The organism is Pseudomonas sp. LBUM1641, assembly GCF_059716235.1.
Genome location: NZ_CP166815.1, coordinates 3,016,573 through 3,033,098 on the forward strand (window position 1 = coordinate 3,016,573; position 16,526 = coordinate 3,033,098).

General features: G+C 61.3%; 12 protein-coding genes. 3 read left to right on the forward strand and 9 right to left on the reverse strand.

The genetic code is table 11. The features are described 5' to 3' along the window. The first annotated feature begins 96 nt into the window (after nt 1-96). Entirely contained in the window at nt 97-4,956 is a 4,860-nt protein-coding gene (locus ACA046_RS13785; protein ID WP_459028498.1) for an NAD-glutamate dehydrogenase, read from the forward strand. An 87-nt stretch (nt 4,957-5,043) separates the two neighbouring features. On the opposite strand, the gene ACA046_RS13790 is transcribed toward ACA046_RS13785, so the two are convergent. The 3 genes from ACA046_RS13790 to ACA046_RS13800 form a co-directional block, all read right to left on the reverse strand. Then, nucleotides 5,044-5,727 (reverse strand): GntR family transcriptional regulator, encoded by a 684-nt coding sequence (locus ACA046_RS13790; RefSeq protein WP_459028500.1) that lies wholly within the window; start codon nt 5,725-5,727, stop codon nt 5,044-5,046. A gap of 17 nt (nt 5,728-5,744) precedes the next feature. After that, nucleotides 5,745-6,449, reverse strand: coding sequence for a FadR/GntR family transcriptional regulator (locus ACA046_RS13795; RefSeq protein WP_003212959.1), 705 nt, complete (start codon nt 6,447-6,449; stop codon nt 5,745-5,747). A 145-nt stretch (nt 6,450-6,594) separates the two neighbouring features. Further along, entirely contained in the window at nt 6,595-7,905 is a 1,311-nt protein-coding gene (locus ACA046_RS13800; RefSeq protein WP_459028502.1) for a C4-dicarboxylate transporter DctA, read from the reverse strand. Nucleotides 7,906-8,137: 232 nt separating this feature from the next. Between ACA046_RS13800 and ACA046_RS13805 the strand changes: the two genes are divergently transcribed. Next, entirely contained in the window at nt 8,138-8,767 is a 630-nt protein-coding gene (locus tag ACA046_RS13805; protein WP_497676771.1) for a DNA-3-methyladenine glycosylase I, read from the forward strand. A 49-nt stretch (nt 8,768-8,816) separates the two neighbouring features. Here ACA046_RS13805 and ACA046_RS13810 read toward each other — a convergent pair whose 3' ends face one another. The 6 genes from ACA046_RS13810 to ACA046_RS13835 form a co-directional block, all read right to left on the reverse strand. Then, nucleotides 8,817-9,218, reverse strand: a complete 402-nt coding sequence (locus tag ACA046_RS13810; RefSeq protein WP_076014881.1) for a cupin domain-containing protein — start codon at nt 9,216-9,218, stop codon at nt 8,817-8,819. A gap of 84 nt (nt 9,219-9,302) precedes the next feature. Beyond that, nucleotides 9,303-10,736 carry a MocR-like pyridoxine biosynthesis transcription factor PdxR gene (gene pdxR, locus ACA046_RS13815; RefSeq protein ID WP_497676772.1) on the reverse strand — a complete coding sequence of 478 codons (1,434 nt, stop codon included), beginning with the start codon at nt 10,734-10,736 and terminating at the stop codon, nt 9,303-9,305. Nucleotides 10,737-10,795: 59 nt separating this feature from the next. Continuing rightward, a complete protein-coding gene (locus ACA046_RS13820; RefSeq protein WP_003210776.1) occupies nt 10,796-11,563 on the reverse strand; it encodes an SDR family oxidoreductase in 768 nt (255 codons plus the stop codon). Between the two features lie 19 nt (nt 11,564-11,582). Next, entirely contained in the window at nt 11,583-12,650 is a 1,068-nt protein-coding gene (locus tag ACA046_RS13825; RefSeq protein ID WP_459028508.1) for a phosphotransferase family protein, read from the reverse strand. A gap of 130 nt (nt 12,651-12,780) precedes the next feature. Then, a complete protein-coding gene (locus tag ACA046_RS13830) occupies nt 12,781-14,637 on the reverse strand; it encodes a pilus assembly protein TadG-related protein (protein ID WP_497676773.1) in 1,857 nt (618 codons plus the stop codon). A gap of 90 nt (nt 14,638-14,727) precedes the next feature. Next, the gene (locus tag ACA046_RS13835) at nt 14,728-15,678 is read right to left on the reverse strand and encodes a 2-hydroxyacid dehydrogenase (protein ID WP_459028512.1); all 951 of its coding nucleotides are present in this window, start codon (nt 15,676-15,678) and stop codon (nt 14,728-14,730) included. 507 nt (nt 15,679-16,185) lie between these two features. Here ACA046_RS13835 and ACA046_RS13840 point away from each other — a divergent pair. After that, nucleotides 16,186-16,512: a hypothetical protein gene (locus ACA046_RS13840; RefSeq protein WP_459028514.1), complete on the forward strand. Its 327-nt coding sequence runs from the start codon at nt 16,186-16,188 to the stop codon at nt 16,510-16,512. Nucleotides 16,513-16,526 lie beyond the last annotated feature (14 nt).

The window sequence follows — 16,526 nt, forward strand, 5'->3', positions numbered from 1 at the left end:
TCGTTACTGTAGACCGCGAACAGAGCTGACGGTCTCCCCGCAAGGGGATAACACGCGACGCTTCCATCAATAACAAGCCCAAGCGGAGTACCACAGATGGCGTTCTTCACCGCAGCCAGCAAAGCCGACTTCCAGCACCAACTGCAAGCGGCACTGGCGCAGCACATCAGTGAACAGGCACTGCCACAAGTGGCGCTGTTCGCTGAACAATTTTTCGGCATTATTTCCCTGGATGAACTGACCCAGCGTCGCTTGTCCGACCTGGCCGGTTGCACCCTGTCTGCCTGGCGCCTGCTTGAGCGCTTTGATCACAACCAACCGCAAGTGCGGGTCTACAACCCCGATTACGAACGTCATGGCTGGCAATCGACCCACACCGCGGTCGAAGTGCTGCACCACGACCTGCCATTCCTGGTGGACTCGGTACGCACCGAGCTGAACCGCCGTGGCTACAGCATCCATACCCTGCAAACCACCGTGCTCAGCGTGCGTCGTGGCAAGAAGGGCGAGTTGCTGGAAATCCTGCCAAAAGGCACCCAGGGCGAAGACGTTCAGCAAGAATCGCTGATGTACCTGGAAATCGACCGCTGCGCCAACGCGGCCGAGCTGAGTGTCCTGAGCAAGGAACTTGAGCAGGTGCTGGGCGAAGTGCGCGTTGCTGTCGCCGATTTCGAACCGATGAAGGCCAAGGTCCAGGAACTGCTGGCCGGTATCGACGCCAGCTCGTACGTGATCGACGGCGAAGAAAAAGCCGAGATCAAGAGCTTCCTGGAATGGCTGGTGGGCAACCACTTCACCTTCCTCGGCTATGAAGAGTTTGTGGTACGTGACGAGGCGGATGGCGGTCATATCGAATATGACACTCACTCGTTCCTCGGTCTGACCAAGCTGCTGCGCCCGGGCCTGACGGCCGATGACCTGCGCATCGAAGACTACGCAGTGAACTACCTGCGTGAGCCGGCTGTGCTGTCGTTCGCCAAGGCTGCTCACCCAAGCCGCGTCCACCGCCCGGCCTACCCGGACTACGTGTCGATCCGCCAGATCGATGCCACCGGCAAGGTCGTCAAGGAATGCCGCTTCATGGGCCTCTACACCTCCTCGGTGTACGGCGAAAGCGTGCGAGTGATTCCTTACATCCGTCGCAAGGTTGCGGAAATCGAACGTCGTTCGGGCTTCCAGGCCAAGGCGCACTTGGGCAAGGAATTGGCCCAGGTGGTCGAAGTGCTGCCCCGTGATGACCTGTTCCAGACCCCGGTGGACGAGCTGTTCAGCACCGTGATGTCGATCGTGCAGATCCAGGAACGCAACAAGATCCGCGTGTTCCTGCGCAAAGACCCGTACGGTCGCTTCTGCTACTGCCTGGCCTATGTGCCGCGCGACATCTATTCCACCGAAGTGCGCCAGAAGATCCAGCAAGTCCTGATGGATCGCCTGAAAGCCTCGGACTGCGAGTTCTGGACCTTCTTCTCCGAATCCGTACTGGCTCGTGTACAGCTGATCCTGCGGGTAGACCCGAAGAACCGCCTGGACATCGACCCGCTGCAACTGGAAAAAGAAGTGGTGCAGGCCTGCCGCAGCTGGCAGGACGACTACTCCAGCCTGGTGGTGGAAAGCTTCGGTGAAGCCCACGGCACCAACGTGCTGGCGGACTTCCCGAAAGGCTTCCCGGCCGGCTACCGTGAGCGCTTCGCGGCGCATTCGGCCGTGGTCGACATGCAGCACTTGCTCAGCCTCACCGAAGCCAACCCGCTGGTAATGAGCTTCTACCAGCCATTGGGCCAGGTTTCCGGTCAGCGCGAGCTGCACTGCAAGCTGTATCACGCCGACACCCCGCTGGCACTGTCCGACGTGCTGCCGATCCTGGAAAACCTCGGCCTGCGCGTACTGGGTGAATTCCCGTACCGCCTGCGTCATGCCAATGGCCGCGAGTTCTGGATTCACGATTTCGCGTTCACCGCCGCCGAAGGCCTGAACCTTGACATCCAGCAGCTCAACGACACCCTGCAGGACGCGTTCGTGCACATCGTCAATGGCGATGCCGAGAACGATGCGTTCAACCGCCTGGTACTGACCGCCGGCCTGCCTTGGCGCGATGTGGCGCTGCTGCGTGCCTACGCCCGTTACCTGAAGCAGATTCGCCTGGGCTTCGACCTGGGTTACATCGCCAGCACCCTGAACAACCACACCGACATCGCCCGCGAGTTGACCCGGTTGTTCAAGACCCGCTTCTACCTGGCGCGCAAGCTCACCGCCGAAGACCTGGAAGACAAGCAGCAACGTCTGGAGCAAGCGATCCTCACGGCCCTGGACGACGTTCAGGTGCTCAACGAAGACCGTATCCTGCGTCGCTACCTGGACCTGATCAAGGCCACCCTGCGGACCAACTTCTACCAGGCGGATGCCAACGGTCAGAACAAGTCGTACTTCAGCTTCAAGTTCAACCCGCACGCGATTCCAGAATTGCCCAAGCCGGTGCCGAAGTTTGAAATCTTCGTTTACTCGCCACGGGTTGAAGGCGTGCACCTGCGCTTTGGTAACGTCGCGCGCGGCGGCCTGCGCTGGTCTGACCGTGAAGAAGACTTCCGCACCGAAGTGCTGGGCCTGGTAAAAGCCCAGCAAGTGAAGAACTCGGTGATCGTGCCAGTGGGCGCCAAGGGCGGTTTCCTGCCGCGTCGCCTGCCACTGGGCGGCGGTCGGGACGAGATCGCGGCCGAGGGCATCGCCTGCTACCGCATCTTCATTTCCGGCCTGCTGGACATCACCGACAACCTGAAAGACGGCGCCCTGGTGCCTCCGTTGAACGTGGTGCGCCACGACAACGATGACCCGTACCTGGTGGTGGCGGCGGACAAGGGCACTGCGACCTTCTCCGACATCGCCAACGGCATCGCCATCGACTATGGCTTCTGGCTGGGTGACGCGTTCGCTTCCGGCGGTTCTGCCGGTTACGACCACAAGAAAATGGGCATCACCGCCAAGGGTGCGTGGGTGGGTGTGCAGCGTCACTTCCGTGAGCGCGGCATCAACGTCCAGCAAGACAGCATCACCGTGGTGGGCGTGGGCGACATGGCCGGCGACGTGTTCGGCAACGGCCTGTTGATGTCCGACAAGCTGCAACTGGTCGCGGCCTTCAACCACCTGCACATCTTCATCGATCCAAACCCGACCCCGGCCAACAGCTTCGCTGAACGTCAGCGCCTGTTCGACTTGCCGCGCTCGGCCTGGACCGACTACGACACCAGCATCATGTCGGAAGGCGGCGGTATCTTCTCGCGCAGCGCGAAGAGCATTGCCATCTCGCCGCAGATGAAAGAACGCTTCGACATCCAGGCCGACAAGCTGACCCCGACCGAACTGCTGAACGCCTTGCTCAAGGCGCCGGTGGACCTGTTGTGGAACGGCGGTATCGGTACTTACGTCAAGGCCAGCACCGAAAGCCACGCCGACGTGGGCGACAAGGCCAACGACGCCCTGCGCGTCAACGGCAACGAGTTGCGCTGCAAGGTGGTGGGCGAGGGCGGTAACCTCGGCATGACCCAATTGGGTCGTGTGGAATTCGGCCTCAATGGCGGCGGTTCCAACACCGACTTCATCGACAACGCCGGTGGTGTGGATTGCTCCGACCACGAAGTGAACATCAAGATCCTGCTCAACGAAGTGGTGCAGGCCGGTGACATGACCGACAAGCAACGCAACCAGTTGCTGGCGAGCATGACCGACGAAGTCGGCAGCCTGGTGTTGGGCAACAACTACAAGCAAACCCAGGCCCTGTCCCTGGCCGCCCGCAAAGCGTTCGAGCGTGCAGCCGAGTACAAGCGCCTGATGAGCGACCTGGAAGGCCGTGGCAAGCTGGACCGCGCCATCGAGTACCTGCCTTCCGAAGACCAGCTCACCGAGCGTGCGGCCACCGGTAAGGGTCTGACCCGTCCGGAGCTGTCGGTACTGATCTCCTACAGCAAGATCGACCTCAAGGAAGCGCTGCTCAAGTCCTTGGTGCCGGATGACGATTACCTGACCCGTGACATGGAGACCGCGTTCCCGCCGAGCCTGGTGGCGAAGTTCTCCGAAGCCATGCGTCGCCATCGTCTGAAGCGCGAGATCGTCAGCACCCAGATCGCCAACGACCTGGTCAACCACATGGGCATCACCTTTGTTCAGCGGTTGAAAGAGTCCACCGGCATGAGCCCGGCGAACGTGGCCGGTGCTTACGTGATCGTGCGTGACATCTTCCACCTCCCGCATTGGTTCCGTCAGATCGAAGCCCTGGACCACCAGGTTTCTGCTGAAGTGCAACTGGCGTTGATGGACGAACTGATGCGCCTGGGCCGCCGTGCCACACGCTGGTTCCTGCGCAGCCGTCGCAACGAGCAGGATGCTGCCCGTGACGTCGCGCACTTCGGTCCGCACCTGGCGGCGTTGGGCCTCAAGCTCGACGAACTGCTGGAAGGTCCGACCCGCGAAGGCTGGCAGAACCGTTACCAGGCCTATGTCGAAGCCGGTGTGCCGGAGTTGTTGGCGCGCATGGTTGCAGGTACTACCCACCTGTACACCTTGCTGCCGATCATTGAAGCCGCTGATGTTACCGGTCAGAGCGCTGCGGATGTGGCCAAGGCGTACTTCGCCGTGGGCAGCGCCCTGGACTTGCCGTGGTACCTGCAGCAGATCAGCGATCTGCCGGTGGGCAACAACTGGCAGGCCCAGGCTCGTGAAGCCTTCCGCGACGACGTGGATTGGCAGCAACGAGCGATCACCATCAAGGTTCTGCAAATGGCCGAAGCGCCGGAAGACATGGAAGCCCGCGTGGCCCTGTGGCTTGAGCAGAACGCGAGCATGGTGGAGCGCTGGCGCGCGATGATGGTGGAGATTCGTGCTGCGGTTGGTACGGACTACGCCATGTACGCGGTGGCCAACCGTGAGTTGCTGGACCTGGCGATGAGCGGTCAGTCGGTGCTGTAACTGGCTTGACTGAGCGGTAAATCAAAAAGCCCGGTATCGAAAGATGCCGGGCTTTTTTGTGTGCGCCATTTACAGGCTCGACAGCTGCTACGTGATAAGTAGCTTGGCTTCCAGATGGTCCAGATGTTGGGTCATCAAGGTGACGGCTTTGCCGGCATCGCCTTGCTCCACCGCATCCACAATCGCCCTGTGCTCCTGCCACGCGCAATACGTGCAGGCCTTGGCCTCAAATTGCGCAATCGCCAACGAGGTCAACGGCACCAGGCTGTTGAGAAACTGCGCCAACGGCGCGTTACCCGCTATCGCCGCCAGTTGCAGGTGAAACTCCCCGGAAAGCCGAATCGCTGGCCCGCGTTGGTCGCGCTCGATGCATTCCCGTTCCCGCGCAATCAACTCACGCAACTGTCGTACCTGCGCTGGCTCCGCATTGGCACACGCCAACTGCACCACGGTGATTTCCGTCAGGCGCCGCGCCTCAAGAATCTGCTGGGTTTGTTGGGCATCGGGTGCCGCCACCTGGGCCCGGTGGTTGGGACGCAGGATGATCACTTGTTGGTGCGACAGCCGCGCCAGCACCCGACGAATGACGCTGCGGCTGACACCAAAACTTTGCCCGAGGCTCTCCTCGGTAAAACGGCTGGCGGGGGCGATGCGTTGCTCGAGAATGGCGTCGAACAGTGCCGGGTAGATGTCGTCCACCGAGAGTTTCGGCTTGCCCACCAGGCGCAACGGCGTAAAGGGGAAAGGGGTGTGCAGGGCGTGAGCGGTCATGCGCGGTCTCCTGGAAGTCAGCTACCCAGATGGTCATCCGGGATGTTCAAGCGAATGCCCATGCGCAAGCCTTCCTGCAGGATATGCCGGCGCATTTCGGCGCTGGCCAGGGCGCTGTTTTTGTTGCGGATCGCCCGCACCACGGCGTCGTTTTCCTGCAAGCGTTCCGCCAAGTGTTCGGGGGAGTTGCGCAGCACCTGGGCGCTTTGCTTGAGGGCATTGCTGGTCTGTTGCACCACGTTCTGGAAGATCGGGTTGGAGGTCAGGGCGAACAGTTCTTCGTGGAACGCGATGTAGGCGTTCATCCCGGCTTCGCTGTCGCCGGCGTCGAGGGCTTCGCGCATGTCCATCAGGGTCAGGCGCAGTTGCCCGACTTCCTTGCTGCTGATGGATTGCGCCACTAACCCTACGATAAACGGCTCGAGGGTGTAGCGCAGTTGCAGGATGTCTTCGAGGCTGGCGTCGGCCACGCCGCTGTCCTGGGCCTGGGATTCGCTGAGGGTGGTTTCCAGCACCACCACGCCCTTGCCGGGCATGGAACGCACCAGGCCGAGGGTTTCGAGCACGATCACCGCTTCGCGCAGGCTTGGGCGGCTGATGCCCATTTGCTCGGCCAGTTCACGCTGGCCGGGCAGCATCTCGCCGCGCCGCCACTGACCCCTCGCCAGGGCGGCGCGCAGTTTTTCTACCACTGAATTGACGACGGTTGACGAGGTGATCACGTGTGGCTCCCTTTAAATTGGACTGTCTGCTTTGTGTGGCGAGGGAGCTTGCTCCCGCTGGACTGCGCAGCAGGCCCATTTTTTGGGGCCGCTTCGCGCCCCAGCGGGAGCAAGCTCCCTCGCCACAGGGGATGAGTCAGTCTCATCAGAACTCTTGGTGGGCTGGCAGTACCGGCTTCTTGGCCTGGAATGCATACCCTTGTTGCCCGTCCAGCACCTTGTTGGCGCGCTGGATATCGATGTCTTTTTCCCATCGGGCGATGGCCACGGTGGCGACGCAGTTGCCGATCAGGTTGGTCAGCGCCCGGCCAATGCCCATGAACCAGTCCACCGCCAACACCAGCACCAGGCCCACCACCGGAATCGCTGGAATGGCCGTGAGTGTGGCCGCCAGAATCACCAGCGCCGAGCCCGGAATCCCGTGGGCGCCCTTGGAGGTGATCAGCGACACCAGCAGGATGGTCAGCAGGTCGGTCATCGACAGCGGTGTGCCGGTGGCGTTGGCGATAAACACGATGGCCAGGGTCAGGTAGATCGAAAAACCGTCGAGGTTGAACGAGTACCCGGTCGGAATCACCAGGCCGACGGTGGAGCTGCCAATCCCGAGGTGCTCCAGTTTACGCATGATTTGGGGCAGCACTGCGTCGGAGGAGGCGGTGCCCATCACGATCAACAGTTCTTCCCGCAGGTACTTGAGCAGCGGCATCATCCGCAGGCCCGACAGGCGCATCACCAGGCCGAGAATCACCGCGACGAACAGGAAGCAGGTGAGGTAGAACAGGCCCACCAGGCTGCCCAGGTGTTGCAGGGAATCCAGGCCATAAGTACTGGTGGTGAAGGCGATGGCGCCGAACACGCCGATGGGCGCCAGGCGCACGATCATGCCCATGATGCGGAAGATCACGTGGCTCAGTTCGTTGATCAACCGCGAGATGCCGGAGGCAGCTTCGCCCACCAGGTTCAGCGCGCTGCCGAACAGCACCGAGAACAACAGCACTTGCAACACGTTGTTGTCAGCGAAGGCGCCGATCACCGAGTTGGGGATCAGGTCCATCAGGAATTGGCTGGTGCCCTTGATGTGCTGGCCTTTGTCGGCCAGTTCATTCAGGCCGGCGGACGACAGCTGTTCCAGGTGGATATTGGCGCCCGTGCCGATTCCGGTGCTGAACGCCATGATCAGGCCGATCACCAGGGCCACGGTGGTCAGTGCTTCGAAGTAGATCACCGACTTGAGGCCGATGCGTCCGACTTTCTTCAAGTCGCCGGCACCGGAAATACCGCTGACCACCACGCAGAATACGATCAGGCCAATCAGCATTTTGATCAGCTTGATAAAGCCGTCACCCAGGGGTTTGAGTTGCGAGGAGAATTCGGGGAGGGCGAGGCCGCAGATTATGCCGATCACCAGGCCAATCACGACTTGCAGGAAAATCGAACGCGAGCACCATCTGAGCATGGGAAGGATCTCTATTCGGTGCCCTGGTGGGTCCAGGGCTTAATTGTTGTGGTCTGACCGGTATGTCCAGTGCGGGGCCAGTCTACGCTCGGGTTTTTTCAAGTCGCAAGTAAATATTACGTGGATGGCCGGTCCCGGTCTGACCAGTGGGTGCGTAAGGTCTGTGCTTGAGCGGTTGGCGGCGGGAATTTTTTTTCGCTTATCATCCGCAGCTTGGCCAAACAGGTGAGCTATGGATATTCCGGGACTGACGACGGATGAGAATGGCCTGACGCGCTGCACATGGCGCACGGCTGCAGTGGAATACCCGGATTACCACGACCATGAATGGGGCGTGCCGGTGGCTGATGATATTGCGCTGTACGAGAAGATTTGCCTGGAGGGTTTTCAGGCGGGCATGGCGTGGATCACCATCCTGCGCAAGCGCGAGGCGTTTCGACGGGCGTTCGAGGGCTTTGATTTTCGCCGGGTGGCGCAGTACACCGAGCAGGATATCGAGCGGCTGATGGCCGACCCGGGCATCGTGCGCAATCGCGCCAAGATCGTGTCCACCATCAACAACGGCCGGCGCGCTTGTGAGCTGGTGGATGAGACCGGTTCGCTGGCGGCGTGGCTGTGGTCGTTTGAACCGTCCGCCGATGAGCGACCGGCGCAGGTCGACCTGGCGTACTGGACGGCCAACCCGACTTCAGCCGCTTCAACACGCTTGTCCAAGGCCCTGAAAAAGCGCGGCTGGAGCTACGTGGGGCCGACCACGATGTATGCGTTCATGCAGGCGATGGGCATGGTCAACGACCACCTTGAAGGCTGTGCCTGCCGGCCTCGAATCGAACACCTGCGCCACCACTTCAAACGACCCTGAGCCACTGACTGTGCGCGGTTAAAACTGTGGGAGCTGGCGGTGGCGCGGGTTAGTGTGGCAGCGGCGTGAGTACGTCAGCCTTGTCGTCCATCACCATCACCACCAGCAGTTTTGCCGGTTGGGTCTGGCTGGCATTGCTCGATTCAAAGTGCCGCGAGCCAGCCGGTTCGTAGAACGATTGGCCGACCTTGTAGGTGATCGCCTTCTCATCGTTGACCCGCGAGGTGATTTCACCCTCCAGCACGTAGGCCACGGCAGTGCCGGTGTGGCTGTGGGGCACGGTGGCCTGGCCCGGGGCGTAGTCTACGGTGAGCATGACGGTTTTCTTGCCGGGGACGTTGGTCAGGGCGTGTTCCTGCAAGACGTTGATCTTTTCCTGGTTGTACACCGGGTCGTGGGCAAAGGCGCTTAACGAGGCCAGCAGCAGGGTGGTGCCGAGCAGTACTTTCATGGTGAGGCTTCCGAGTGAGTCGAGACCCCTTCACCCTAGGCCCCGATCCGGAATTGACCAATAGCCAATCCGGCGGAAATTCCCTCAGCCAATCTGTTGCAGGATGTCCCGCACCACGTCCAGCGCCGGGTCGATGTCCAGGGTTTCGATCGCGCCAAACCCGATCTTCAGCCCCTCGCGCACCGGTGTGTCGTGAAAAAACACGCTCAGCGGATAGAGTCCCACGTCCGCCTCCCGTGCCAGTCGGGTGAGCTGCGGGATATTCACCGGCACCTTGCACAGTGCGGCCAGATGGAACCCTGCCACGGTGGGCACCACTTCGAACCACGGCGAGAGGTCCCGCGCCAGGCGCTGCAGAATCCGTTCCCGGCGCCCGGCATACACCCCATGGCAGCGCCGAATGTGCTTGAGCAGGTAGCCTTCGCTGATGAACTTGGCCAGGGCCCATTGCGGCAGGGTGGAGCTGTGCTGGTCGGTGAGTTGCTTGGCCTTGAGCACCGCGCCAAAAATCGCCGGCGGCAACACCGTATAGCCCAGGCGCAACTCCGGCAGCAGGGTTTTCGAGAAGGTCCCGACATAGGCGACCACGCCGCGGGTGTCCATGCTTTGCAGGGAGTCGGTGGGGCGGCCCTCGTAGCGGAATTCGCTGTCGTAGTCATCCTCGATCACGATGGCGCCCAGCGCCAGCGCACGTGCCAGCAACGCCTCACGGCGCGGCACGCTCATGGGCATGCCCAGGGGGAACTGATGGGACGGTGTCACATAGATCAGCCGCGTGCCGTCGGGAATCAAATCGACCCGCAGGCCGTGCTCGTCCACCGGCACGCCCACCACGGTCGCCCCCATGGCGTCGAACATCAGTCGCACCGGGGGGTAGCCGGGGTCTTCCATGGCGACGACGCTGCCCGGCTCCAGCACCACGCGGGCGATCAGGTCGAGCGCCTGCTGGGCGCCGTTGGTGACTACGATGTCGTCTTCGCTGCACCTGACCCCGCGGGAAAACGCGATATGCCCGGCGATTGCACTGCGCAGGGCCGGCAAACCTTCTGGCCGGCTGTAGAAGCCGCTGTCCTGTGAAATACGGCGCAAGGCATCGAGGGTGCAGCGCCGCCATTCATCCTGGGGGAACTGGCTGCGGGCCGTGGCGCCGCCGATAAAGTCCCGGCTCGGGCGGGTCTCACGGCTGGGGTGGCCCATGGGCGCGGGAAGGGCCTGCCACTTGGCCAGGTTGGCGGCGCAGGCGAGGTCGGCGGCACTTTGCAGGTGTTCGCGGCGCGTGGCCCAGGCGTTGACGAACGTGCCACGGCCGATCTTGCCGACCAACAACCCTTCGTAGGTCAGCGCCGCGTAGGTGTCTGAGACCGTCTTGCGCGACACGCCCAGTTGCAGGGCCAGCAAGCGGCTGGGAGGCAATTGCGACCCGGCCACCAGTTGTCCCGACTCAATGGCCGTGCGCAGTTGCTGGTAAAGCTGTTCGGCCAGGTCCTTGCGGCCCTTGATAACGACGTGCAGTTCCATGGTTCATCCAGAGGCGAGCAATCACCCGCAAGATTACCGCAAGTCACCCGCCAGCCGAATCAGGACAGGAAACCGCCGTCCACATTCAGCGAAACGCCGGTGGTGTAGCTCGACGCATCGCTGGCCAGGTACAGCACCGCGCCGGCCATTTCGCTTGGGTCGGCCACGCGCTTGAGGGGAATCTGTGCCAGGGCCATTTTCAGGATCGAATCGTTTTTCACCAGCGCCGAGGCGAACTTGGTGTCGGTCAGGCCCGGCAGCAGCGCGTTGCAACGAATGCCGAACGGCGCGCATTCCTTGGCGAAGACTTTGGTCATGTTGATCACGGCGGCCTTGGTCACCGAGTAGATGCCTTGGAACACACCCGGCGAAATCCCGTTGATCGACGCCACGTTGATGATGCTGCCGCCGCCGTTCTCGCGCATTAGCTTGCCGGCTTCCACCGACATGAAGAAGTAGCCGCGAATGTTCACGTCGACGGTCTTCTGGAACGCGCCCAGGTCGGTGTCCAGCACGTTGCAGAACTGCGGGTTGGTGGCGGCGTTGTTGACCAAAATATCCAGGCGGCCGAACTGTTCGCGGATCGCGGCAAACACGTTCGTGATCTGTTCCATTTCGCCGATATGGCAAGCAATGGCGGTGGCCTTGCCGCCGTCGGCGATGATCGCGTCGGCCACGTGCTGGCAGCCGTCGATCTTGCGGCTCGACACGATCACGTGGGCGCCTTGTTGGGCCAGCAACTTGGCGATGGCTTCACCGATACCGCGGCTGGCGCCGGAAACGAAAGCGATCTTGCCGTCGAGGTCGAACAGTTGAGTCTTGGACATGGTTTTTCCTTGAAGAGGGTCAGAGGGAAGACTGTTTGATGACGTTCAGGCTCATCTGCTCCAGCAGCTTGTTCATGTGAATGAACTGCGCAAAGCGTTTGTCCTGGGTCTGGCCATGGAAGAAGCGGTAGTAGATCTGCTGCACGATGCCGGCCAGGCGGAACAGGCCGTAGGTGTAGTAGAAGTCGAAATTGTCGATCTGGATCCCGGAGCGTTCGGCGTAGTAGTCGACGAACTGGCGGCGGGTGAGCATGCCGGGGGCGTTGCTTGGCTGGCGGCGCATCAGTTGCACCGGCGCCGGGTCGGCCGCTTCGATCCAGTAGGCGAGGGTGTTGCCCAGGTCCATCAGCGGGTCGCCGAGGGTGGTCAGCTCCCAGTCCAGCACGCCGATGATCTGCATCGGGTTATGCGGGTCGAGGATCACGTTGTCGAAGCGGTAGTCGTTGTGGACGATGCTCGAGGTGGGATGGTCGGCGGGCATCTTGTCGTTGAGCCAGGCACGCACGGCTTCCCAGCTCGGCGCGTCAGGGGTCAGGGCCTTTTCGTAACGGTCGCTCCAGCCGCGAATCTGCCGCTCCACATAACCCTCAGGCTTGCCCAGGTCTGCCAGGCCGCAGGCGGTGTAGTCGACCTGGTGCAGCTCGACGAACTTGTCGATAAAGCTTTTGCACAAGGCTTCGGTTTTCGTCGCGTCCAGGCCCAGTTCCGGCGGCAGGTCCGAGCGCAGGATGATCCCGTTGACCCGCTCCATCACGTAGAACTCGGCGCCGATCACCGACTCGTCGGTGCAGTGCACATAGGCTTTGGGACAATACGGGAAACCGTCCTTGAGCTGGTTGAGAATCCGGTATTCGCGGCCCATGTCGTGGGCGGACTTCGCCTTGTGGCCAAAGGGCGGGCGACGCAGCACGAATTCCTGGCCGGGGTATTCCAGCAGGTACGTCAGGTTCGAGGCACCACCCGGGAACTGGCTGATTTTGACGCTGCCGCTCAAGCCCGGGATATGGGCCTTGAGGTAGGGATCGATGAGGCTGGCATCAAGTTCTTCGCCGGGGCGAATCTGGGTCGATTGGTCGTTAAGCGCCATGCTTATCCCTTCTGCTTATTCTTAAGGCCTTGGACTATTGGCTAATCTAATGCGCGCGGCCGCCCAGCCACAAGGTTGGGGCGGCTTAATAGGTTAGCGTGTTGGCCGATGATCAGCGGGCTTGATGTGTTCAGATCACCAGAATTGCGCGCCCGCCGGGGCTGCAGGACAGGTTGGCACCGATTTCGACTTTTGCCAGGTCTACGCCCAAACCGGCCAGAAGGTTGTTGACCAATGGGTCGAGGAGCGGGCTGAGCACCCCGGAGATGATGCCGGTGAGGAGATTGAGGACGCCCGTCACCAGGCCGACCACCAGATTCAGTACCAACCCCAGGAGTCCGCCTTGTGTGGGTGGATGGTTGATCAACTGGATGCCACTGAGGGTGTTGCTCAAGCTGCCTACCACGTTACTCGAACTGAAACTGAAGTAGGCGGGGGGCTGCTTCACCTCGGGCGGCGACGCGTAGGTGTGATTGCGAGTGGTCTTGGCCACGCTGCTGTCGACTCTCAGGCTGATGCCGCCTACGCCATAGGGTTGCCGAGGATCGCAGACGCCCTTGCTGCAGGTTCGTATGCCCAGGTCGAGCAATGGAAACTCGTCGACACTCAGCGGGGCGGTGGAAGAAAACAGGTTTTTCGGGTCGATCTGGCCGATCATCAACCGCACGGCAGAAGTGGTGCCCACCACTGACAACGATTTGTCCGCAGGCCCGTTGCAGCGATAACCGGTCACCTCGCTGCTGCCGCTGGCAGCTTCCAGGGCCACGTCGAGTTGGGTGCCGATTTTCGGATCCAGGGAGCTGCCCAACAACAGCCCCAGCAGGCCTGTCACCCCACTTACCACATCGTTCAGCACGCCCACCACGGGCAAGTTCACGGAGATCAAGGTTCTGACTTGCGCGGTCCTGACATAAATCGGCTGGGTGGCGATCAGCTTCGGGTTGCCGATGGCGGATATCTGCGCCGGTTCAATCACCTTGGTCTTGACCGTGATATTCAGCAATCCCAGCACATCCACCGGCAGCTCCACCGCCACGGCGTTGTACTTGTTCGACAGTTGCACAAAGCCCTGGATCAGGTTGAACAGTTGCAGGTTGACGTCCAGGGCGCTCTTGTCGGTGCCGTTCTGGATGGTCAGCAGGTCGCCCAGGTGCAGGATCTTCGTGCCGGGAGCAATCAGCTTGATCGCTTCCAGGTTATTGATCACCACTTTGACCGCATCGCCCCCCAGCTTGAGAACATCAATTGCGGCCTGGATCAAATCGCCGACGCTGGCGTTGGTCTTGAGCAGTTCGTCGTAGTTGCCGGCGCTCACCTTCAGTTGAATGGCCAACGCGTCCAGGTAGCTGAGCAGGCTGATATCGGTGTTGATCAACCCCTCCCAGCCCACCGCGTTGATTTGCAACTTGCCCCCCAGCAGCCCGCCGATCAGCGCGTTGAGTGCTGCGGACTTGGTGCTGTCGACGGTCAACAGCGTGCTGCGAACGGTCAGCACGGCGACCGGCGGCGCGGGTACTGCGGCCACGGCCACTGCCTGCAACTGGATGGTCGACTCGAAAGGGCCGGGGGAGAACAGCATGAAGAGACCGTTGGCGATGCTGGTGACCACGCGATGGGTGGCGATGACCTGAATCGCATCGGCTTTTGAGGGATTGGGACTGAAGGTGCGCATGAAGTCAGCGCCGGTGACCAACGTGCCGCAGGCGGTGGCCAGGGTACGGTTTTCGTTGATCGGAAAGTCATTGCGGGCCGCGCTTTGGATCGCGAATTGCGCGGCGTTGGTATTCGGGGAGACGCAGGCGCCGCCGCGGGTCACCACCTCCAGCGCAGCGGTGTCGGCAACCCGTTGCAGCTTGCGCTTTTCCAGGTACAGCCGGCCGCTGTCGACCACCAGCAGCAGAAACAACAGCGCAATCCCGAGGGTCATCGCGCCCATCAGACCTATCGTACCGCGTTGGCGGGCCGGGCCGAATCCATGGCAAACCATCCTGCGTTCCTTCGCCGGTCCAGTACCGGCGTCCTGAGCGTCCCCGCAAGCAGTGTAGTCAGGATTTTGATGGTTGCTGGCTACTGGCCATTATTTTTTCGGTGGCAGTGTCACAGGCGTCAGCACCGGCCGGCCGGCGAAGTATTCCAGCAGGTTGTCTGCCACGCGCTGCACGGTGTCATGGGCAGCTTCCGGCGACAGGCCGGCGACGTGGGGCGTGAGCACGGTGTTGCTGAGGAGCTTCAAGGCATCCGGCACTTTGGGTTCATCGTCGAATACATCTAGCGCCGCGCCGCCGATGCGCCGTTGCTCCAGGGCAGTGATCAGGTCGGCAGTGACAATCACGCTGCCGCGGCCGATGTTCACCAGAAAACCGTTGGGGCCCAGGGCGTCGAGGGCCTGGCGGTCGATCAAATGCCGGGTGCTGGCGCCGCCCGGCGTGGCCAGGATCAGGAAGTCCGAGGCCCGCGCCAGCTCCACGGCGGTGGCGCAATAGGTGTAGTCCACGTCCTCGCGGGGCTGGCGGTTGTGGTAGCTCACCTCCATGCCAAACCCCAGCGCTGCACGCTTGGCGATCTCCAGGCCTACGGCGCCCAGTCCAAGAATGCCCAACTGCTTGCCAGCGAGGGAAGGGCGCATCACCTTGGGCCATTCGCTGCGTCGTACCGCAGCGTCCGCCCGGGGAATGTCACGCACCAGCGACAGCAGCAGGGCCATGGCGTGGTCGGCTACCGACGGTGCATTCACGCCTGCGCCATTGGTGACCACGATTCCACGGTTGCTGGCGGCTTGCAGGTCCACGTGTTCATAGCCGGCGCCGACCACGCAGATGATCTCCAGCAGCGGCAGCGAGGCGATTTCCTCGGCGTACAAACCCAGCGGGCCACGGGTCAGCACCGCCTGAATCTGCCCGCCGTGGGTCTTGATTGCCTTGGCGCGTTCGGCCGGGGTCGGCGCGAGGATCACGTGAAAGCCATTGCCTTCGATGATCGGCAGGTAGTCGTTGATGGTTTCAACCAGGACCAGAACGGTGACGGGCATCGGAAGGTTCTTCCTGAAGGATGAGAGGCTTGGATTATGCGGGATTTGTAGTCCCGATCGTTTCTTTACCGCAGAAAAATTTCATTTCTCACCAGCCTAATCTGATTTTCCAGACCGCTCGTCCCAACCCTTTTTACTGCCGCAGACTTCGACGACTTTCCTTAGCAGAGACGTCATGGATGCATGTTCCTGCCACGCCCGAAATTGTCGAGTGGACCCCTTATGGCTACAAGCACAGCCCGTCAAAAAACCTACCTTGGGAAGATGTTGTCAGCAGCACCCGATACGGCCCGGCCAAATACAAGCCCGGGATAAATGTTGAAAAGCTTGAGAAGCCTATAAAAATGGAGTGCCAAGCACTCATGCAAAACCCTGGAAACTCAGGGAGTACCCGCAAGTCATAGGTGCCAGTGATGGCAAGCCCAGTTACTGGGTTCGAATTGAGTTCAGCGCGGGCGTCATACATGGTCATCCGATTTCCGAGCAGGAATTCAGGAGGTTAACAAGTTGATATCATTAGGCTTTATTGACGGAAACGTCACCCATGATGATCTCTCAATATTGCAGGATGGGGCGATGGAGAGTCAGGCCCACCTGCTGAAAGAGGACATGCTTCAGGTTGAATACGCCGGTGGGCTTATATTGGATGTCGGCTGGTATCCCTCCTTCGATACCCATGGTGGGTTCCGCATCAATGTAATAAGAAATTACGACTGGGACCGCCCAGTGATTGCGTTAACAGCACAAGCAACCGGTGATTTGGTCGAGCAACTGGTTGTTGCGCAGGGCGCGATCAATGGCGAACTGCGCAACGTCTTGAGAACCACGGCTTAGGTAAAGCTCCGGGC

What these genes read in the sequence shown, in the direction of transcription:
- ACA046_RS13785 (WP_459028498.1), top strand. Translation starts at nt 97, where the DNA reads ATGGCGTTCTTCACCGCAGCCAGCAAAGCCGACTTCCAGCACCAACTG.
- ACA046_RS13790 (WP_459028500.1), bottom strand. Translation starts at nt 5,727, where the DNA reads ATGACCGCTCACGCCCTGCACACCCCTTTCCCCTTTACGCCGTTGCGC.
- ACA046_RS13800 (WP_459028502.1), bottom strand. Translation starts at nt 7,905, where the DNA reads ATGCTCAGATGGTGCTCGCGTTCGATTTTCCTGCAAGTCGTGATTGGC.
- ACA046_RS13805 (WP_497676771.1), top strand. Translation starts at nt 8,138, where the DNA reads ATGGATATTCCGGGACTGACGACGGATGAGAATGGCCTGACGCGCTGC.
- ACA046_RS13810 (WP_076014881.1), bottom strand. Translation starts at nt 9,218, where the DNA reads ATGAAAGTACTGCTCGGCACCACCCTGCTGCTGGCCTCGTTAAGCGCC.
- pdxR (WP_497676772.1), bottom strand. Translation starts at nt 10,736, where the DNA reads ATGGAACTGCACGTCGTTATCAAGGGCCGCAAGGACCTGGCCGAACAG.
- ACA046_RS13820 (WP_003210776.1), bottom strand. Translation starts at nt 11,563, where the DNA reads ATGTCCAAGACTCAACTGTTCGACCTCGACGGCAAGATCGCTTTCGTT.
- ACA046_RS13825 (WP_459028508.1), bottom strand. Translation starts at nt 12,650, where the DNA reads ATGGCGCTTAACGACCAATCGACCCAGATTCGCCCCGGCGAAGAACTT.
- ACA046_RS13830 (WP_497676773.1), bottom strand. Translation starts at nt 14,637, where the DNA reads ATGGTTTGCCATGGATTCGGCCCGGCCCGCCAACGCGGTACGATAGGT.
- ACA046_RS13835 (WP_459028512.1), bottom strand. Translation starts at nt 15,678, where the DNA reads ATGCCCGTCACCGTTCTGGTCCTGGTTGAAACCATCAACGACTACCTG.